Source organism: Streptomyces sp. NPDC033178, assembly GCF_055577685.1.
This window is the reverse complement of record NZ_JBVIPT010000010.1, coordinates 222,608-243,457: the sequence shown is the minus strand read 5'-3', so window position 1 is coordinate 243,457 and position 20,850 is coordinate 222,608. Positions and strand designations below refer to the sequence as shown.

At 68.7% G+C, this 20,850-nt stretch carries 12 protein-coding genes; 6 read left to right on the top strand and 6 right to left on the bottom strand.

Annotation, left to right across the window (positions count from 1 at the left end):
• The first annotated feature begins 135 nt into the window (after window positions 1-135).
• Entirely contained in the window at window positions 136-4,698 is a 4,563-nt protein-coding gene (locus ACZ5VQ_RS25265) for a Tat pathway signal protein (protein ID WP_469106847.1), read from the top strand.
• Window positions 4,699-4,771: 73 nt separating this feature from the next.
• Here ACZ5VQ_RS25265 and ACZ5VQ_RS25260 read toward each other — a convergent pair whose 3' ends face one another.
• From ACZ5VQ_RS25260 to ACZ5VQ_RS25235, 6 genes are read right to left on the bottom strand one after another with little or no spacing between them, the layout of a single operon-like run.
• Entirely contained in the window at window positions 4,772-6,019 is a 1,248-nt protein-coding gene (locus ACZ5VQ_RS25260) for an alginate lyase family protein (RefSeq protein WP_469106846.1), read from the bottom strand.
• 28 nt (window positions 6,020-6,047) lie between these two features.
• Entirely contained in the window at window positions 6,048-9,401 is a 3,354-nt protein-coding gene (locus ACZ5VQ_RS25255; RefSeq protein WP_469106845.1) for an alginate lyase family protein, read from the bottom strand.
• Complete coding sequence (locus ACZ5VQ_RS25250; RefSeq protein ID WP_469106844.1) at window positions 9,398-10,915, bottom strand: glycosyl hydrolase family 28 protein; 1,518 nt, start codon at window positions 10,913-10,915, stop codon at window positions 9,398-9,400. Before ACZ5VQ_RS25250 ends, ACZ5VQ_RS25255 begins: the two co-directional genes overlap by 4 nt.
• Before the next feature lie 49 nt (window positions 10,916-10,964).
• Complete coding sequence (locus ACZ5VQ_RS25245; protein WP_469106955.1) at window positions 10,965-11,789, bottom strand: carbohydrate ABC transporter permease; 825 nt, start codon at window positions 11,787-11,789, stop codon at window positions 10,965-10,967.
• A gap of 56 nt (window positions 11,790-11,845) precedes the next feature.
• Window positions 11,846-12,841, bottom strand: a complete 996-nt coding sequence (locus ACZ5VQ_RS25240; protein ID WP_469106843.1) for a carbohydrate ABC transporter permease — start codon at window positions 12,839-12,841, stop codon at window positions 11,846-11,848.
• On the bottom strand, window positions 12,838-14,190 hold the full coding sequence (locus tag ACZ5VQ_RS25235; protein WP_469106842.1) for an extracellular solute-binding protein: 1,353 nt from the start codon (window positions 14,188-14,190) through the stop codon (window positions 12,838-12,840). The genes ACZ5VQ_RS25240 and ACZ5VQ_RS25235 overlap by 4 nt, the downstream gene beginning before the upstream one ends.
• Before the next feature lie 157 nt (window positions 14,191-14,347).
• Between ACZ5VQ_RS25235 and ACZ5VQ_RS25230 the strand changes: the two genes are divergently transcribed.
• The 5 genes from ACZ5VQ_RS25230 to ACZ5VQ_RS25210 are packed head-to-tail and all read left to right on the top strand — an operon-like array spanning window position 14,348 to window position 20,847.
• Window positions 14,348-15,565 (top strand): ROK family transcriptional regulator, encoded by a 1,218-nt coding sequence (locus tag ACZ5VQ_RS25230; protein WP_469106841.1) that lies wholly within the window; start codon window positions 14,348-14,350, stop codon window positions 15,563-15,565.
• Window positions 15,562-17,895 (top strand): alpha-L-arabinofuranosidase C-terminal domain-containing protein, encoded by a 2,334-nt coding sequence (locus tag ACZ5VQ_RS25225; RefSeq protein WP_469106840.1) that lies wholly within the window; start codon window positions 15,562-15,564, stop codon window positions 17,893-17,895. The genes ACZ5VQ_RS25230 and ACZ5VQ_RS25225 overlap by 4 nt, the downstream gene beginning before the upstream one ends.
• Window positions 17,892-18,635 carry an SDR family NAD(P)-dependent oxidoreductase gene (locus ACZ5VQ_RS25220; RefSeq protein WP_469106839.1) on the top strand — a complete coding sequence of 248 codons (744 nt, stop codon included), beginning with the start codon at window positions 17,892-17,894 and terminating at the stop codon, window positions 18,633-18,635. The genes ACZ5VQ_RS25225 and ACZ5VQ_RS25220 overlap by 4 nt, the downstream gene beginning before the upstream one ends.
• Window positions 18,636-18,681: 46 nt before the next feature.
• Window positions 18,682-19,827: a galactonate dehydratase gene (gene dgoD, locus ACZ5VQ_RS25215; protein ID WP_469106838.1), complete on the top strand. Its 1,146-nt coding sequence runs from the start codon at window positions 18,682-18,684 to the stop codon at window positions 19,825-19,827.
• 48 nt (window positions 19,828-19,875) lie between these two features.
• On the top strand, window positions 19,876-20,847 hold the full coding sequence (locus ACZ5VQ_RS25210; protein WP_469106837.1) for an aldo/keto reductase: 972 nt from the start codon (window positions 19,876-19,878) through the stop codon (window positions 20,845-20,847).
• Window positions 20,848-20,850 lie beyond the last annotated feature (3 nt).

Sequence of the window (20,850 nt, the reverse complement as noted above, 5' to 3'; positions counted from 1 at the left end):
CAAGTTCCCTGCTGGTAACGGTTACCGCCCTCTGCACGACCGTTGACCCTGCTCTCTGGTGCCCCATACCGTAGCAACCGGTTTCTACATCCGTCCCCCAGACCGAACCCCTCACACGGAGGAGGAGACTCAGCCATGCCCGCATCGCCCCTGAGTCGCCGTCATTTCGTCCAGCTGGCCGGCGCCGCCACCACCGCGGTCGCCGGGAGTACCTGGCTTCAGCAGGCAACGTCTCCCGCGTACGCGGGAGAGTCCGCACAGATCGGGAAAGCCGGCCTGCTCGACCAACTCATCCTCGGGGAAGAGGATTCCGAGGCCGCGCACGCCTTCACGAGCGACGGAAGCAAGGTCGTCACGGACGGCAACGATGTCAGAGCCAGAGTGGCCACTCCCCTGGACCCGGTCGGCGTCAGAGGCGGCGAGCTCCGGTTCACCGCAAGGACCGACCCGGTCGCACAGAACTACCTCACGCTCAAGCTCTGGGGCGGCGACTCCTCGCCGTATGTCACTCTCGCCTACCTCAACGGCGAGCAGATCGGTTTCCGGCGCAACTCCGACTACGAGCCGCTGAGTTTCGGTTTCTCCAAGCCCGCCCCGGGCCGCTTCATTTACCAGACGACCATGCTCCCGCTGGAGATGACCGCCGGTCGCGAGCAGGTGGAGATCACCCTGCGGACGTACGAGGGCAGCTTCAAGGGGACCGTCACCGCCAACTCCCGTAGCTACTACGGCGTGTACACCCACACCGCCGCGCTCCTCGACGTCTTCGGCGAGAACCTCCCCGGCTATCAGCCGCCCACCGGCACTCCCGACGATCTCACCGACGGGCAGAAGCAGGACCTGATCGACGGTCTGCGTACTGCGCAGACCGCTCTCTTCGGCAGGCTCTCCGCCCAGGTCGACGCCTCTGCCTCGGGCACCCTCTCGATCGTCCGCTACACCGACGACCTGCGCTTCTACGCGGGGGTCCTGACGACCGACTGGTCGCCCGCCACGACGCCCGCCGACAAGAAGACCGCTCTGCTCCGCCTCTTCAAGTGCGTCGACAACCACGTCAAGGACTACTACGGCAACACCAGGTTGCTGCTGCGCGGCGGCCATCAGGGCGACTGGGGCGGCTACTACAGTGCGCTCGGAGAGGCCCTGTACATCGCCGAGAACCTCATCGGCGACGACGGCATCTACGGCGCGGACGCCTTCAATGCCTTCCTCGACGAGGAGTTCACCACCGGCACGTCGGACAGTGAAACGTCCCTCAAGGACATCGACTTCGACGGCGGCAGGCTCACCCGCCGTGCCGCCTGGGGCCGTTGCCTCAAGGCCAACTTCGACTTCGCGCGCTCCCGGCTGTCGTACATCTACAACCAGGTGCTCTTCACGTACGAGGGCGCGTGGGAGGCCCACGAGGGTCTTCGGGTGATCGGATCCCCCTTCTACGAGGGGAAGAAGCGCAGCCACGCGGTCCTCGGCGAGACCCTGGGACTAGTGCCGTTCCTCGGCGAGGAGGTCCTGGCGGGACCGGACGGTACCGAACTCAACCTGTACCACTCGCTCTTCTACCACGACGGTTCGGCCCGCTTCACCGACGACTACGTCCAGATCGTCGCCAAGGGCCTGGCGAAGAGCAAGCTCGACGCCGCCGGCGAGATCGTGCGACGGCTGCCCTACGGCAGGCACTACACCGGCATCACCGCGGCCGGCCTCACCCGTGAGAACACGTATGTCGGCAACTACGGTGAAGAGGCGTCCCGTTACCTCGGCGAGTACTTCTTCAAGACGTGGGGCCACAAGGGCGACGAGGACCTCAACGACGAGATCCTCAAGCTGACCCTGCGTAACTCCCACGCCCGCGGCCACACCCGCTACCCCGCGGCGGACGACGGCGGCGACAACCGTCTGATGCGCACCGAGGGTGTCGTCGACGAGCGCAACGTCTACGTCCCCGGCATCCCCGGGTACAGCACCCGCACCAACCAGGGACAGTCGCTCTTCCTCGCCGCCGTCGAGGCGCACATGGCCGCACACGCCGACCGGTACACGGGCAGCGGCTGGAAACCGTACTGGGAGTACGCTCGCGAGGCCGTCGGCTTCACGCAGCAACAGCTCGCCGACCGGCAGTACTTCAACCAGTTCGACGTCGTCACCCAGTGGCTCAAGGTCGATCTGCGGCTCGTCGAGACCTGGGCCTATCTCACCGGAGGCCGGGCAGAGTACGACCGCTTCGGCACCGTCAAGGCGAAGAGGGTGCTGCCACAGACCGACTTCCGCTCCTACAGCGCCGCGGAGCTCGCCGAACTGGGCGTCGACCCCGCCGACTACGAGCAGTTCGCCTGGATCGACATCGACAACATGTTCGTTTCGCTGCGCGACGGTGGCACGCGAATCTTCGGCTCGCTCTTCGTCCTGAACCGAGGAGTCTCGGGCAGCGGCCGTCTGCACGTCATGGCCCCTGCCTACGAACACACCATCCAGCTGCGCACCGACGGCCCGTTCCAGTTCCGGGACTACTGGGCCCGCACCGACAACATCGACGCCGACTTCATGGAGGACATCACCACCGGCGACAACTGGGCGCCGCAGGCGCTGACCGGTGAGATCTGCCCGATCGCCTACCAGCCGGGCGTCGGCAAGGTCCGCCGCGAGAACTTCGAGGCGGACACTCCCTACGCGGGATACATCGACTTCCTCACCGCCCGCTACGGCCCGTACGTCTTCGGCATCAACACCACCCGCCAGGTCTACGGCAACAAGCGCACGCATCGCATCGCCGTCCCCGCCGGTCACCGCGGCTCCACCGTCCTGGACCTGGTCTCCGGGAAGCGGCTGCCGATCGCCGGCGGGAAGGTGACGGTCCCGCCGTTCACCGCCGTGGTGCTGAAGCTGTCGGAGGGCGCGGACGAGGTCCTGTCGCCGTCCATCGTGCGGTACGCGGCCGCCCTGGTCGGCGATACGTACATCGGAGTGACGTGGACCCCGACCGCGGGCGCCTCGTCGTACACCGTCCGGCGGGCGACCCGGGAGGACGGGGAGTACGAGACCGTCGCGGCGGGGCTCAAGGGCCTGTACTGGCGCGACGAGAAGGTCAAGCAGGGCCGCCGCTACTTCTACACGGTCACCGCAGTGAGCAGCGTGGGCAGCGGCCTGTCGTCCTGGCGGGCCGCGGCCGAGCTCGCCGCGCCGGTCTCGCGGGGTCTGACGGGAACCGGTTGGCGTGACGACCGGCTGGGCTCGCAGAAGAGCGGCCGGGCCTCGGCCAGCGGCGCGAGAATCACCGTCGCGGGCGGCGACGGCACAGGGCTCGGCAAGGGCGACGACTACAAGGTCGCCACCCGCGACATCGAGGACTCTCTCCTCTTCGTCAGCCGTGTCCTGGCCGGCACCGGCACGGTCACCGCGCGCATCGACGACCACAGGGGAGCGGTGACAGGGCTGATGCTGCGCGACAGGATCGACGCCAACACCCGTTACCTCTACTTCGGTGCCGATGACGACGGCAAGCTCGTCCTGAGCAACCGCGACCGCGACAGCCGCCACGACTGGCAGGACGAGGTGCGTTCCCCGCGTGCCGCGGGCATCGCCGGATTCACCGTCGCCGACTACCCCTACCTGCGGCTGATCCGCGACTACGAGACCCATCAGGTCCTGGCCTTCGCCTCCCCCGACGGCATGTCCTGGACGTACACGGGCTCCATGCTCATGCCGCTGCCGTACGCCGTGCACGCAGGTGTCGCCGCCTCCGGCGACGCCGTCCTCGCCACGGTGAGGGTGCGCGACACCGCCTCCGGCGTACTGCTGCCCTACGTGGCGAAACGCGAGGAGGACACGGCCGTCGTCGCCTGGAACAAGCCCGAGGACGCGACCGGATTCACCCTCTTCCGGACCGCGGACGCCGACACGGCCGCCACCAACCCCCTGAAGAGCGCGTCGGGTTGGGACAAGGTCCTCACCGACACCCGGCTGCGCGGCTGGACGGAGAAGGAACTGCGGCACGGCAAGCGCTGGTTCAAGGTGGCCGCCTCCCTGGCGAGCGGCGGCAGCGCTGTCAGCGAGGACGCGGCCGTCGCCGTCGCCCAGACCCTCGCGCAACTGCTCGCCCGCGCCAGGAAGACCGACGCCTCCGACTGGACCAAGAAGAGCTACGCGGCCTTCACCGCCGAGCTCGACCGCATCGAGAAGGCGGGTGCCGAGTCGGGCGCGGACCAGGACGCGCTGATCGACGAGGTCTACGCCGCCTACGACCTGCTGGAGTCGCGGGACGCGCTCTTGGTGAAGTTCCAGGTCACGGCCGCCATGGTGGCCGCCTCGACCATCGAGTGGCCCGGCACCGGCACCAAGGCCTCCAACGGTTGGAAGGCCTTCGACGGCAACACGGCGACGTACCCGGACACTCTCGCCTCGGAGAGCTGGATCGACGTCGACGCGGGCGACGCCGGCCCCGTCACCATCGACAAGATTCGCTTCCGCCCCCGCACCGGATACGCGAGCCGGGCCAACGGCACGGTCTTCCGCGGCTCCGCCGACGGCGGCACGACCTGGACGGACCTGCACACCGTCAGCGGGGTGAGCGCCGAGCAGTGGTACGAGGTGAAGCTCACCAAGACGGCCTCGTATCCGCTGATCCGCGTGTACGACAACCACGACGGACGCTGCAACGTGTCCGAGATCGAGTTCCTGTACTACGGTCCCGACGAAGCGTGACATGAGTGAGGGGCCGGGCCACCGCGGCCCGGCCCCTCGTCTTTCGTCCTGCTGATCTCGGCCTGCTGAGCTCCTACTTGGCGTACATCAGGGTGCCGAAGCCGAGCTGGTCGAAGCCGCCGCTCGTGGAGCCGTAGTCACCTCCCCCGCCCTCGGGGCGGACCTTCTCGGCCATCGCCTGGATGTACGGGACGGACAGGCCGCGGCGCTTCGCGTAGTGGTAGTACAGGATGTCCCACACCGGACGGAGCTGGCCGCGGCTCGCGTCGGAGATCGCGGTGTGCGACTGCTGGGCGCAGTTCTGGCCCGTGCCCCAGGTGTAGGTGGTGAAGGGCACGCTCTGCCCGAGGTTGTACTTGGCGACGTACTGGGCGGCCTTCATGAACCGGTTGCTGCCGTAGCCGTACAGGTCCTCGCCCTGGTTCCAGGCCATCTCGCAGAAGGCACCCATCTGGCCCATGCCCATCATGGTGTGCCCCTGGTCGCGGCCCGACTCCTGCCACTGGGCGAGACCCTCGCTGTCGTACACGAACGGGATGGCGTGGTTGATGGAGCCGTTGCCCGCGCCGTTCTTGAAGTAGTTCACGGCCTGGTCGTACTTGGCCCCGTCGTCGCACAGGATGGCGATGGCGAGGATCGAGTTCATGTTGCACAGGTCCCAGTTCGCCCAGTAGTTCGTGATGCAGGCGTCGTTGTGCCCGTTGAGGAACTGGTTGTTGAGCGGGTAGAAGACGTTGAGCATCATCGTCCTGAACCGCGCGAGGTCGAAGCCGCTGTAGTCACGCATGAGTTCGGCGGCGTTCGCGAACTGGTAGCCGTAGATCCCGGACGCCAGGAAGCGGTCGGCGTTGCCGGTGAGCGTGGTGAACCTGGCCGACCAGGCGTTGAGGATCCGGACCGCCGCGTCGCCGTTCGCGGTCGTCCCCGCGATCTTCCAGCGCAGGGCGTTCTGGTAGGCGGCGTGGATGTCGTTGTACAGGATGCCGTAGTTCTCGCCGGTCCCACCGCGGATGATCGTGGTCTGCGGGTTGGGGTTCCAGGTGCTGGCCGAGTGGCCATTGGCGGTCAGGCGGTTCCAGCCGGACAGCCACGGGTCGTTGCCCGCGGCGACCCGCACCTTGGCGCGGTTGAGTTCGCCGTAGGCGTGCAGGGCGCCTGGGTGGATGAACGTCGCGGGAGCGGCGTTCGCCGTGCCGCCGTTGACGGCTACGGCCGAGGCGCCGACGGCGAGAGCGGCGGTGACACCGCCGGCGGCCTTCAGCAGACCGCGGCGGCTCAGCTCTCCGTCCAGAGAGCTGGTGTGGGGGTTGGTGCGGCTCATGATGGTGCACTCCAATCGAGTGGAGGATCTAGGTGGGGGTGATGCTCACCTCGTCGAACTGCGAGGTGCAGCGGGTCAGGGGGTCGCGAGAACAGACCACGAAACCCACGTAGTAGGGGGCGTCACCGAAGCCGGAGATCTCGCCGGAGGCGAGGGTCGTCCAGGTGGCGCCGTCATCGGTGGAGACGGCTGCGGCGAAGGCGGTCCCAGCGCGCTTCATCCGCAGCAGGATGGGGAGTTGGACGGCCGCGTTGCCGGTGAAGGCGGACGCGCCCGCGACCTTGGTGCGCAGCATGAGCTGCGCGGTGGTGCCGGACGTGACGATCGCTCCGGCCGCCTGGTCGAACGGCGACAGGGACTTGGCCATGAGCAGGCCGACCCGGTCGGCCGCGGCGCCGGTGCGGGAGACGAGCCGTGCGGTGAACTCGCAGTCGCCGGTCACCGGACGCCATGCGAACTGCCCTGTCATTCCTTGGCCGTTGGCGTTGAGATCTGTGCCGGCACCGCGCACGGTGAACGTCCCGTTGTCATACGACGTGCTGCCGCGGGTCCGCACGGAGACCACGCCGTACGTCCCCAACTCGCGCTCGTCCAGCACGAAGTCGCCGAGATCGCCGTACGCCCAGGGCTCGGGCGGGGCCGTCGTCACGATGAGGGCGAGCGAACCGGTAGCCGTTCCGGTGGCGTTGGCGGCTCTGACGGTTGCGGTGAACCTGCCCGTCTCACCGGGAGTTCCGGAGATCAGCCCGGTGCGTCGGTCGACGTGCAGCCCCTTGGGCAGGCCCGACGCGGAGAAGCGCACCGGCTCGTGCGTGCCCCGGATCAGGTGCTGGAAGGGAACTCCCCTGTTGGCGAAGGCGAGGGACGGGGAGACGAGTTCCGGTGCGGCGGCGGAGGCCGGCATCATCGCGTCGGCGGGCGCCGAACGCGGGCCCCGCCCCGTCGAGTTGGTCTTGGCGACGGCGTAGTGGTACCTCCTGCCCGGCGTTCCCGTGGCGTCGGCGTACCGGATGCGGGCGCCGAAGGCGACCGGGCCCACTTCCGTGGCGATCGTCTGGTACGGGCCGTCGGCGTCCGCGGCCCGCAGCACCGTGTACCGGGCGGAGAGGTCGGGGTCGGTCCAGGCCAGCTCGACGGCATTCGCTCCGGCCAAGGCCCGCAGGTCGGTCGCGGTGCGGGCGGGGCGCGGTACGCCCCAGACCGTCCCGGAGAACGCGACCAGGCTGACGTTGTCGAACGCGGCGGTCCCTGTCTCGGCGTACGTGGCGTTGACGCCCAGGCACGAGGCGAACGCCAGGCCCGCGTACACCGTGCGCCCCAACTCGACCTCACTGGAGCCGACTTCGGTCCAGTTGGTGCCGTCGGGCGAGATCGCCCCGGTGCAGCGGCGGCCCTTGCGGGTCACCCGCACCCAGTAGGGCTTGCGCAGCCGGTAGCCGTCGCCGGCGCCCTCGACGTACGGGGCCTCAAGCGGAGTTGCCGACTCGGGCAGGGTGCCGAGATCAGAAATGGGGAACGAGGCGTTCGTCGTGATCGCCTGCTGCTGGGACGGCGGCACGGGGGTACTGCCGGTGCCGGTCGTCTTTCCGCCCGGCGCGGACCGAGTCGTCCACACGCCGCTCCAGGTGTGCAGCGGCAGTCCCTGGATCAGCATGGACGTGTGGGCCGCGTCCGCCGTCAGGGAGCCGCGCAGCATCACGCCCACCTTGGAGTACTGGGAGCTGAGCGGCCACACGACCCGTGCCGTGATGACACCGTCCCCGCGCAGCGGCAGCCACGCGAACCGGAAGGCATCCGCCGTGCCGCCGATGTCGGCGCCTCCCGCCTCCAGGAGGAACCGCTCGCCGTCACAGAGGGTGGCTCCGTTGCGTCGTACGTCACCCACGTCCTGTGCGTCCCAGGCCCCCAGCAGGCCGGCTGTGGCGCCGATCTCCGCCGAACTCGCGCTCTCCGAGTCCGAGCCGGCGGCCGAGACCGTGTAGTAGTACGTGCGTCCCGCGCGCACCGAACGGTCCGTGTACGTGGGTGACTTCACGTCTGACTCGATGATCTCGTACGGCCCCTCGGGGCTGGTGGACCGTCGTACCGTGTACGTGCTCGCCCAGGCGGACGGCAGCCAGGAGACGGTGACAGCGTTGTCGTCGCCGGTGGCGAACAGCCCGGCGGGCGCCGTCGGAGCCCCGGGCGAGGCCTGCGCCCCGGCGTAGGCCAGGGTGCCCCAGGACGGCAGGTCGTCGTTGCCGCCCTCCACGGCCTGGGTCCCTCCGTCGCCGCGGAAGAGGACCTGCTTGGTGTACGGGGCGTCGAGGCCGCGGACTCCGGCGTAGTGCGCGTATGCCATTTCGTAGATCGGCGGTATACCGCCGCGCGAGATGGCCGACACGGACGTCTTGATGTACTTGCCCGTGCGGTCGAGGTCGGGGACGAAGGGGACGTCGCCGCCGAGGTTGTAGCGGGCGGCGTACTCGAAGTTGGCGAGGATCCGGTTGTCCAGGTAGCCGTAGAGGTCGACGCCCTGGTTCCAGGCGACCTGCGCCGAATCCGCGAGTAGGCCGGCGGCGAGCTGTTCGTGGCCCTGGTCGCGGCCGCTCTCCTGGCCCTGGCCCGCGTCGGTGACGATGCGGTGCGGCACGCTGCCGTCGCCCGCGCCGGACGCGGCGAAGCGCAGCGCGTTCTCGAAGAGGGTGCGGTCCTCGCAGAACACCCCGATGGCCAGGATGGTCTGAATCGCCGTCAGATCCCAGTTGCCGTTGGCGTAGAGCATGTAGCCGGAGACGGACGGATACCAGACGGTGAGGAAGGAGCGCTCGCAGCGCGCGATGTCCTGAGCCGTCCAGCCGTCGTAACCGGTGTGCCGCAGCAGCTCGGCCGCGTTGACGAACTTGAACCCCTGCAGTCCTGAACCGAGTTGACCGTCCGCGCCGGTGATGGCGGTGAGCGAGGCCGACCAGGCGTTGAGGATGTCGCGGGCCTTGTCGGCGTGGGCGCGGTCGCCGGTCACGCACCACATCAGCGCGTTCTGGTAGGCGGCGGCCGAGTCGGCGACGGCCTGGCCCTGGTAGTTGGCGGGGCCTCGGCCCCAGGAGGTGATCTGGCCGGTGTTCTGAATCGCGTACGTGGACTTCGACCGGTCGTGGGCCGCGAGCGCCAGGTAGCCGTCGTACACAGGGGATTCCTGCGCGGCGACCGCCGCCTTCATACGGGCGAGGTCGGCGGCGCTGTGCAGCAGACCGGGGTGGGCGAAGGCAAAGTCCCCGGTCACCACGGCGCTCTGGGCCCGGGCCAGCGCCGGCGCGACCAGTCCGGTCGCGCCCGCGGCGAACAGCAGCGACGTCACCCCGAGAAAGCCGCGCCGGCTGGGCCCGTGGGACGGATCGGTCACTGGGCGGACCCCTCGGCCGTGGTGAGGAACTTCAGGTTGGTCACGTGCTCGTTGGCGAACATCGGCACGTAGTCCGTGGTGACGAACCAGCTCGGCTTCTTCATCGAGTCGGCGATCACGGTGCCGTTGACGACGAGGTTCTCGAAGGTCACGTTCTTGATGCCGTGGTCGGCGTCGTAGCCGAGGAGCAGCACGGTTTCGAGAGGCTTGCCCGTGTAGGAGAGGTCCTTGACGTAGACGTCCTCGATGCCGCGTCCGACCGAGGTGTTGTACGACTTGTTGAACATGACCCGCATGTGGATGAGCTGGCCCCGGCGGAAGTCCTCGACGCGGACACCGTCGACCTTCACGTTCTTGATCAGATTGCTGTCGCCAGCGTTGAGGGCGATGCAGCCCTGATAGCCCATCTGCGGTTCACGGTGGTCGCAGATGTCGATGTTCTGGAAGGTCAGGTTCTCCAGGACCTCGGGCGCGTCGGTGTTGCCGTGGGTGCCCACGTTGATGGGGTGGGCGACGTCCGCCCAGAGGGTGGAGTTCTTGACGGTGATGTTGCGGGTGTCGCCGTAGTACTCCCAGCGGTGGGTGTAGATGGCGATGCAGTCGTCGGCGTTGCGCATGAAGACGCCGTCGATGGTGACGTCGCTGCTGGAGAAAACGTCGATGCCGTCGCCCCAGCCCTTGGAGCTGAAGGCGCACATGCCGGTGATGGACACGTCGGACGACTCGCCGATCGTGGCGGCGTAGCCGTCGGGGTTGAGCATCGTGACAGAACCGATGGAGATGTTCTTGGAGCCCTCGACGGTGGTGCCGCCGCCCGGGGCGGCCCAGATGACTCCGCGTCCGGCGAGGCCGGCGTTCTCCACGTCCTTGAAGAACACCCGGGACTTCAGGACCGCTCCGCCGTCCAGGTAGACAGTCTTGCCGGAGGGGACGGTCACCAGACCGTCGTCGGTGGTGTGCAGGCCGGGGCCGAAGTAGATGACGTCCGGGTCGTCGGCGGCCGGGCGGTCGGTGTCGATCGGCCGGGCGAACAGGTGCAGCGCGTCGAAGACCTCGTCGTTGACCTGAACGACGATGTTGCGCGGCTCGGTGAGCTTGAACCGCAGCGTGTCCGCGCGCCGCTCGAAGTCGATGCCGTACGAGTCAGGTCGTATCCGGGCCTTCTTCACGCCGCCCTTGACGTAGGTGACCTCGACCTCGACGGTGCCCGCGAAGTCGAAGAAGGCGAGGGAGGAGTTCTGGATCAGCCCCGCGCCGGTGGCGGTGTCGATGAGGTTGAGGGTGGCCAGGTAGGTGCCCAGCTTCTGCCATCTGCCGCCGAAGGTACGGACCTTGACGGTGTAGCTGTCGGTCTTGACCGGGACGCCGTCAGGGATGGGGTACGTCACGAGTTTGGGGGCGGCGTCGGCGGTGTCGGCCTGGGCGGCTGTGGCCGTAGTGCCTGTCAGGTAGCCGGTCAGGGCGGTGGCACCGGCGGCCTGGAGGGTCGTACGCCGCGATATAGGCATGCTCATGCCATAACTCCTTGTACAAGAAAGAGCGGGAAAGAAGCGGTGCGGAGGGTCACTTGAGGCCGGTGGTGGACATGCCTGCGACGAAGCCGCGCTGGGCGACCAGGAAGACCAGCAGGATGGGGACGACGTACATCACGGCACCCGCCGCCATGAGGTTGTTGAGCGGCTGACCGGCCGGGGTGTTGTACATGCTGCTGACGGCGACGGCGAGCGTCGTGCGGTCGGTGGACAGGAGCAGCGTCGGGGCGAGGAAGTCGCCCCAGCTCCAGGTGAAGGCGATCACGAAGCTCGCGGTGAGCACCGGCCAGGACTGCGGCATGAAGATCCGCCAGAAGATGCTGACGTATCCGCAGCCGTCGACGATCGCCGCCTCCTCCAGCTCACGCGGCATGCCGGCGAAGAACTGCCGGAACAGGAAGATCAGATACGGGGCGCCGGCCAGGCCCCACAGGACCCACGGCCAGTACGTGTCGACCATGCCGAGCTTCGCGAAGATCAGATAGGTCGGGAAGAGGGTGATGATCTGCGGCAGCATCATCGTGCCGAGCATCACCCCGAACAGCTGCTTCTTGCCGGGTGCGGTGAGGCGGGCGAATCCGAAGCCGACCCAGGCCGAGCTGAGGGTGATCAGGGTGGCGTAGATCGTGGCGATGATGAGGGAGTTGCGGGCGTAGCCGAGAAAGTCGATGAGGTTGAACGCCTCGGAGAAATTGCCCCACTTGACGTCGTCCGGCAGCCAGTGCACGGGGGACGCGGCCAGTTCGTCCGGTGACTTGAGCGCGGTGATGGCCAGCCAGCCGAAGGGACCGAGGAGCAGTCCGGTGACCGCGACGAGGACGGTGTACAGGACGAGCCGGGGGATGCGGACCCGCACCGCCGACTGCGAGGAGGACGACTGCCGGGAAGCCGGCTGCTGAGAAACGGGGAGAGTCACTTCTTCGCCTCCGGGTCGACGTTGTAGAACACCGCACCTTTGGTGGCCTTGAAGATGAACCCGGTCGCGATGAGGATCAGCGCGAACAGGGCCCACAGCAGCGCCGAGGCGTAGCCGAAGCGGCCGTACGCGAAGTACTGCGCGAATACGTTCATCATGTACATGTAGTTGGACTTGGGGATTGCGGTGACACCCCCCGGAGGGGGCATCGAGGAGAGCAGCAGCGGGATGATGGTCTGCACCGCTGCGATGACTCCGGTCACGGCCTGGAAGAGCAGGACCGGCGAAAGCAACGGCACGGTGATGCTGCGGAAGGTCCGCCAGGCGCTCGCCCCGTCGACGCGGGCCGCCTCGTGGAGTTCGCGCGGGACGTCCTGGAGCCCCGCCAGCGAGATGATCATGACGTTTCCGGACGCCCACAGGACGGTCATCAGGATCACGTAGCGGGCATAGGGGTCGGCGAGCCAGCCGACTGCCGTGATGTCGAACAGGCCGAGAACGCCGTTGGCGGCGCCGGAGTTCGTGTCGAAGAGCTGCTTGAAGATGAGCCCCGTGCCCACCGGGGGCACCACGGCGGGGAGATACAGAAGCGTCCGGAACAGCCCGCGGGCCTTGAGCGGGCGGTTGACGAGGACCGCGAGCGCGAGCCCCGCGGCGATCGACATGGGCACCGATACCACGACGAAGACGAGGGTGGGCCACAGCGAGTCGCGCACCATCTGATCGGCGAACAGCTCGCGGTAGTTGGCCAAGCCGATCATGTGCCAGTTGGGCGAGATGCCGTCGAAGTTGGTGAAGCTCAGCCACAGCGCGTAGACCATGGGGACGGCGGTCAGGAGCAGGAACCCGAGGACCCAGGGCGAGACGAACAGATAGAACGCCCGGTGCCTGCGCGCGGTGGCGGAAGTCCGCCTCGGCGCCGACCGCGCGCTGCCGGCCCGCTCCGCCCGCCCGGGGCGCCGTGCCACGGAGGGCATCTCGTCGACCGTCATGACACCAGCCCCTTACCGAGTTTCATCTGCCGGTTCATCGCCGAGTCCAGACGGCCCGCAAGGGTGTCGATGGAGATCTGGCCCTTCATCGCCTCGGGAATGATCTGGTTGGTGATGGCGTCAAGGGCGTCGACCTTCACATACGGGGTGAAGGAGATCACCGAGAAGTGCTTCAGCTCGTCCTCCTGCGCCTTCAGCACCCGTTTCTGGTAGTCCTCCTGATGAGGCATCAGCGAACGCAGGGACTTCAGCGTGGGGATGCCCCAGCCCGCCTCCGCGCGGCTCTTGGCAGGCCCCTCCCCGAAGAACCACTCGAAGACCCGCCACGCCGCGTCCTTGTTCGGCGCCTTCTTGGGTATCCACAGGCCGGTGCCGCTCTGGCAGGAACTGACGCGGGCGCCGCCCTCGAACATGGGGGCGGGCGCCAGCCGCGACACCTCCGCAAGCTTCTTCTCCGCGTTGATCATTCCGCCGAGCCAGTAGCCGGAGTTCGACATCGCCATCCGGTTCGCCACATACGTCGGGCCGTCCCAGGCATTGGGGTCGGGATCGATGAGGCTCGGTCCGACCCTGGCCTTGGCGTAGTTCACGTACCAGGTCAGCGCCTTGCGGGCCTCGGGGCTTGTGAAATCGACCCGGCTGTAGTCGTCGGTGAAGAGGTTTCCCCCGGCAGCCGCCGTGAGGGCGACGAGGTTGATGGTGATGCCGGTCCCGTTGTAGCTGCCGCCGAACACCGTGGTCTGGCCGTTGTGCCGCTGGGTCAGGCGCTTCGCCGTCTCCAGCCACTCCTCGTACGTCACCGGTTCGGTCTCGGGCGGGTAGTCGACGCCCGCCTTGTCGAAGAGCGCGGTGTTGTACCAGTACATCGAGTCCTGGGAGAAGTCCTTCGCCATACCGTACCGGGGGCCCTTGCCCTGCACCTTGCCGTCGTAGCGCCACAGGTCGTTGACCGGGTCCAGGTCGTCGGCCTTGAGGATCGTGCTCTTGGCGAAGTACGGGTCCAGATTCTCGGCGACGCCACGGGCGGCGAAGTACGGGGTGTCCATGGCGCCGATGCCGCGCACCAGATCCGGGGGCCTGCCGCTGGTGAGCATGGCGATCAGCCGGGTGATGTCCATTTTGATCCGGGTGATCTTGATGCCCAGGTCTTTCTCCGCCTGCGGTATCAGAACCGGATCAATGTCGCCGTCAGCGGTCATCATCGTGACCGATTCGCCACCGCCGCCGCTGACACTGCCTGCGACCTGCAAGGCACAGCCGCTCAACGCGGCCGCTCCGGCCGCGGCACCTCCCGCCGACAGAGCGAGAAATCGGCGGCGGCTCGGGGGAGCGCCGGAATGTGCACGCATCGACGCGTCACCTCCTGCTTCGAGTGGTGCGGGCTACCGGCAACGGCCTGACAGGCTAGAAACCGGTTGCCGTTCGTGTCGCCAGAGCTTCTTCCTGTCCGGAAACTGCGTCAAGTCCCTTGACGAACTTTCGAAAAGAATGGGTAACCTCAGCGACATGAAGCGGAGGGCCGGAGGGTCGCTGCAGAGCTTGCGGCGAACGAACGAAGACCAGATCCTGGACCTACTGCTCTACCAAGGTCCCCTGCATAGAGCCGAGTTGGCGCGCAGAGCGGGCGTGTCGCGGACCACCGCGTCGACCATCGTCAGCGAGCTGATCGCGCGTGATCTGGTTACGGAGACGGACGAGGAACCGAGCGGCGATGTCGATGGGAGAGCAGGCAACCGGTTGCTGATCAACCCTCGGACCGCTGTCGTTGCGGGGATGAACCACACCTTCGACGGCGTCTGGGTACACCTCAGCGACCTCGCCTCGGGGGAGATCGCCAGCTCCGGCATTGCCCTGGAACCCGACGCCGGACCGACCGATCGCATCGAGGCCGGGGTGTCCGTCCTCCAACGGCTGCTCGACGCCTCGGAGCTGGACACCGGAAGGGTTCTCGGCGTCGGCGTCGGTGTGCCTGGGCCCGTCCACCGCGACACCGGCGTGGTCGGCGTGTCCCTGCCCGGGCAGCCCTGGTCCCATGTGAACGCTGCAGCGGAGTTCGAACGAGCACTCGGCCTGCCGGTCATGGTGGAGAACAACACCCGCCTGGAGGGGGTGGCCGAGGCCCGCTGGGGTGCCGGCCGCGGGGTGGCGAATCTCCTGTACTTCGGCCTGTCCAGCGGCATCGGTTCGGCGCTCGTCCTCGACGGGCGCCTCTACCGGGGAGCCGTCGGCGCCGCGGGCGAGCTGGGCCATGTGTCGGTGAACATCGACGGTCCCGCCTGCCCGTGCGGCAACCGCGGCTGCCTGGTGCTGCACGCCGGCCTCCCGGCCGTACTCGCCGCGCTGCGGCAGGTGTTCGGCACCGGAGCCGAACTGGACGAGATGCTGTCCCGCACCGCGGCGGGAGATCCGGCGGGCGAGAAGGTGCTCGCCCGCGTGGGTGCCGTGGTCGGCCAGGTGCTGGCCAGCCTGTGCAATCTACTCAACCCCGAACGCGTTGTCGTGGGCGGCGAGTTGTCCCGGGCCGGCGAAGCCCTGCTCACGCCGATGCGTTCGGCGGTCCGTGAGTCGGCGCTGCCGCTGGTGCGGGACGTGGTGCTGGTGCCGGCCGAGTTGGGGCACGGCGCCCGGATCGGAGCGCTCGGCGGCGCGGCCCTCGTCCTCAGCGAGACACCTGACCTGGCCGCCGCGCTCAACCATCTCTTCGCGAAGGGAATCACCGCATGACGAACGCCGCCGAATCCGGCGACACCCCCCGCACGACAGGCAATGCCCGGGCGGGTCGCTCGACGCACCCCGTCGGCCGCCCGACGATCCGGGTCGACGCGAGGCCGGAGGCCGGAAGGTCGATCAGCCCGGATCTGTTCGGCGCGTTCTTCGAGGACCTCAACTACGCCGCGGACGGCGGGCTGTACGCCGAACTGGTGCAGAACCGCTCCTTCGAGTACTCCCCCGAGGATGCCCCTGACTGGCACGCCCTGACCGCATGGGCACCCGTGGAACTCGGCGGCGGGCGCGGCAGCGTCGGCGTCGCCACGGCCGACCCCCTGCACCCCGCGAACCCGCACTACGCCGTCGTCGACGTGACGGTCGCGGGCGAGGGCGTCGGGCTGATGAACCACGGATTCGACGGCATCCCGGTCCAGGCCGGTGCGTCGTACGTCCTGAGCCTGCACGCCCGCCGCACGGCGGGCCGCACTACCCCGCTCACCGTCCGGCTGGAGGGTGCGCGAGGAACGTACGCCGAGGCCTCGATCGGTGAACCGACGGACACCTGGACCCGGCAGGAGACGACGCTGACCTCCAGCGCGACCGATGCCGAGGCACGCCTCGTCATCCTCGCCACGGGTCCCGGCACGGTCCACCTGGACCTGGTCTCGCTCTTCCCCGAGGCGACGTTCCACGGCAGGCGGGGCGGACTACGCGCCGACCTGGCCCAGGCCATCGCCGATCTGAAGCCCAAGTTCCTTCGCTTTCCCGGCGGTTGTGTCGCACACGGCCTGGGGCTCGGCAACATCTACCGCTGGAAGGACACCATCGGCCCACTCGAAGGGCGCCGCCAGCAGCGTAATCTGTGGGGCTATCACCAGTCCGCGGGGCTGGGCTACTTCGAGTACTTCCAGTTCTGTGAGGACATCGGAGCGAAGCCGCTGCCGGTGGTGGCCGCCGGGGTCTGCTGCCAGAACACGCCGGGCGGCCCGCGGGGCATCCCCATGGACGAGATGCCCGCGTACGTACAGGAGATCCTCGATCTCGTCGAGTACGCCAACGGGCCCGCCGACTCGGCGTGGGGCGCCCGGCGGGCGGAGGCCGGGCATCCCGAGCCGTTCGGCCTGCAGTACCTCGGCGTCGGCAACGAGGACGCGATCACCCCGGAGTTCCGGGACCGGTTCGAGATGATCCACCGGGCGCTCCGGGAACGGCATCCGGAGATCACGGTCGTCGGGACCGTGGGGCCGAACCCGACGGGTGAGGACTTCGAACAGGGCTGGGCGTTCGCCCGAAAGCTCGGTCTGACGATGGTCGACGAGCACATGTACCTCTCCCCGCGCTGGTTCCTCCAGAACACCCGCCGCTACGACTCCTACGACCGCTCGGGACCCAAGGTGTACGTCGGCGAGTGGGCCTCCCGGGGCAGCACCCTGCGCAACGCGCTCGCGGAGGCGGCGTTCATGAACGGCCTCGAACGCAACGGCGACATCGTGGCCCTGGCCTCGTACGCCCCGTTGCTCGCCAAGTCCGGCCACACCCAGTGGAATCCGGACCTCATTCACTTCGACAACACGGCTGTGCGGCTCACCCCCAGCTACCACGCGCAGCGGATGCACTCCACCCACCACGGGGACGTGTGGCTGCCGCACACCGTGACCGGCGCTCCGGCCGCGGCTCCCCCGCCGGACCCGCTGCGTGGCGGGGGCGTGCAGTTCACCACGACCGACACGCAGGTCGACTACCGCGGGCTGCGGGTCACCAGCGGCGAGGCCGACTACACCGTCGAGGTCCAGGCACGCAAGAACGCGGGCGCGGAGGGCTTTGTGATCGGCTTCGGCGCGGTGGACACGCCGGATCACTACCTCTGGAGTCTCGGCGGCTGGCACAACCAGAGCCTCACCCTCCAGCGCCGGTGCGACGGCTTCGTCGAGGACCTGGGCCGGGTGCCCGGGCCGATCGTGACGGGACGCTGGTACGACCTCCGCATCGAGGTCGTCGGGTCCCTGGTGCGCTGCTACCTGGACAACGGGTTGGTTCATGCGGCGGAGGACGACAGGACCCCGCCGGAGACCTTCTCCGTCTCCTGCGTACGGGACTCGGCGACCGGTGATCTGATCGTCAAGATCGTCAATCTCGCCCCGGAAGAGCTCGTCGCCGACATCAGGATCGACGGCGCGGACCATGTCGCCGCCCATGCCACCAAGACCGTCCTCGCGGGTGACCCGGTGAACTCGCTCGCGGATCCGCACATCTCGGTCATCGAGTCGGGTGAGGCCTTCGACTGCGCGGTTTCGCCGCACTCCTTCACCGCTCTGCGTCTTCGCTCCGACGGGGAGCCCGCATGATCGGCGTCGCCGGCCGCGTCGCCGTGGTGACCGGCGGTGGCAGCGGCATCGGCGCGGCCTGCGCCCGCCGGTTCGCAGCGGACGGCGCCGCCGTGGTCGTCGCCGACGTCGACGCCGAGGCGGGTGAGCGGGTGACCGCCGAGCTGCGGGCCGACGGGATGCGGGCCTGCCACGTGGCCTGCCACGTGGCCGTCGCGGACGACTGGCGGCGCCTCGCCGACACGGTGCGCGCGGAACACGGCCGAGTCGACGTCCTCGTCAGCAATGCCTACGCGATGGCCGGCGGCCCGGCCCACGAACTGCCGGAAGACGACTGGGACCGCGTCATCGACGTCTGTCTCAAGGCCACCTACCTCGGCGTGCGGGCCCTGCACCCGCTCCTCGTCGCCGCCCGTGGCAACGTTGTGGCGGTCTCCTCAGTACACGGAAGCGTTGGCGTGCCCGGCTTCCCCGCCTATGCCGCCGCCAAGGGCGGACTGGAGTCGCTGGTACGCCAGTTGGCCGCCGAATACGGTCCGACGCTGCGCGTCAACGCGGTGGTGCCCGGCCCCATCGACACTCCCCAGTGGAGTCGTACCCCCGCGGAAGTCATGAAGGCCGAGGCCGAACGCACCGTCCTGGACCGCTTCGGCCGGGCCGAGGAAGTCGCCGCCGCCATCGCCTTCCTCGCCTCCGACGATGCCTCCTTCATCACCGGTACCGCGCTGCCCGTCGACGGCGGCTGGAACAAGCGGTGGTGAACCCACCCTTGGGACACACCGGTTGACGTCCAATCAGAGAGGTCCCATGAAGATCGTCAAGATCGAGACGTTCCTCGTACCACCGCGCTGGCTGTTCCTGCGGATCGAGACCGACAACGGCATCGTCGGTTGGGGCGAGCCCGTCGTCGAGGGCCGCGCCGAGACGGTCGCCGCGGCCGTCGCCGAACTCTCCGACCTCCTGATCAGCGCCGACCCGACCACCATCGAGGACCACTGGCAGGTCATCGCCAAGGGCGGCTTCTACCGTGGCGGCCCCGTCCTCTCCAGCGCCCTCGCCGGCATCGACCAGGCACTGTGGGACATCAAGGGCAAGGCACTGGACGTACCCGTGTACGAGCTGCTCGGCGGCCCGGTACGGGACCGGGTGCGCGTCTACCGCTGGATCCACGGAGCGAGCGGTGCGGCCCTCGCCGAGGCGGGCCTGCGTGCGGTCTGCCAGGGGTACGACGCGGTCAAGTGCACCCCGGCCGACCTGGTCCGCCCGCTCGACACTCCCGCGACGGTGCGGGCCGCCGTGGACCGGCTCACCGCGCTGCGCGAGGCGGTCGGCTGGGAAGTGGACATCGCGGTGGACCTGCACGGCCGCTTCTCCTCCGCGATGGCGCGCCGGACCCTCCCTCTCCTCGAACCCCTGCTCCCGCTGTTCGCCGAGGAACCGGTCCTGCCGGAGTTCTCCCGCGACCTTGCCCCGCTCGCCGCCGCCACGTCGGTTCCCCTCGCCGTCGGCGAACGGCTCTACTCCCGCTGGGACTTCCGGGATGTGCTCCCCACCGGCATCGCCGTCGCCCAGCCGGACCTCTCGCACGCGGGCGGCATCTCCGAGGTCCGCCGGATCGCCGCGATGGCGGAGGCGTACGACGTGCTCCTCGCCCCGCACTGCCCACTCGGGCCCATCGCCTTCGCGGCCAGCCTCCAGGTCGACCTCGCCACCCCGAACTTCCTCATCCAGGAACAGAGCCTCGGCATCCACGCCCCCGAGGACGAGGGTCTGTTCGCCCACCTCGTCGACCCGGCCGCCTTCCGCTTCGCCGCGGGGCACGTCGAACGCCCCCGCGCACCCGGCCTCGGCATCACCGTCGACGAGGTCGAGGTCCGCCGCGTCGCCGCCGACGGCCACCGCTGGCGCAACGAGATCTGGCGGCATGCCGACGGATCGTTCGCGGAGTGGTGACCGGACCCGTTTCTCCCCCATACCAGAGCTTGTGAAAGGAACCGAAGGATGCGCTACCGACAACTCGGCCGCAGCGGTGTCTCCGTCTCCGAGATCGGCTACGGCGCCTGGGGCATCGGCCGGAACGCGTGGAAGGGGGCCACGGAGGACGAGTCAGTCCGCGCCCTCCACCGGGCCGTCGACCTGGGCGTGAACTTCATCGACACCGCGCGCGGCTACGGGCAGAGCGAGCACGTCGTCGGGCGGGCCCTCGGGGAGCTGGGAGCGGGCGCGGACGACGTCTTCGTGGCGACCAAGGCGTCTCCCAAGATCCCCGTCGACCTGGAGGAACGCGGTCTGGACCCGCTCGACACCTACCCTGGCTCCCATCTGCGCGACAGTGTGGAGACCAGCCTCGCCGAGCTCGGCCGGGACCACATCGACCTGCTCCAGTTGCACACCTGGAACGACGCGTGGACCGGCCGGGGCGACTGGCTGGAGACGGTCGATGCCCTCAAGCGGGAGGGCAAGATCCGCCTCTTCGGCATCTCGGTGAAGGACCACCAGCCTCAGAACGCGATCCGACTCGTCCGCACCGGGGTCCTGGACACCGTGCAGGTGATCTACAACGTCTTCGAACAGGCCCCGGCCGACGCCCTGTTGCCCGCCTGCGTGGAACACGGCGTCGGCGTGATCGGCCGGGTCGCGCTCGACGAAGGCGCACTGACCGGACGTATCACGTCGGGTGTCGCCTTCCCCGAAGGCGACTGGCGCCGCTGGTACTTCAGGGAGGACCGGCCCGCGCAGGTCGAACGGCGGGTCGCCGCGATCGTCGACGACCTCGGTATCGCACCCGACGAGATCGCGGGCACCGCGCTGCGCTTCGCTCTCGCCGGTGACGGGATCTCTATGGTCATCGTCGGCATGCGCTCCACGACCAACGTCGAACGCAACGCGGGCGTCTGCGACCTCCCGCCGCTCACCGCCGAACAGCTGGCGGTCCTCGCCAAGCACCGCTGGCAGAAGAACTACTACTCCTGAGAA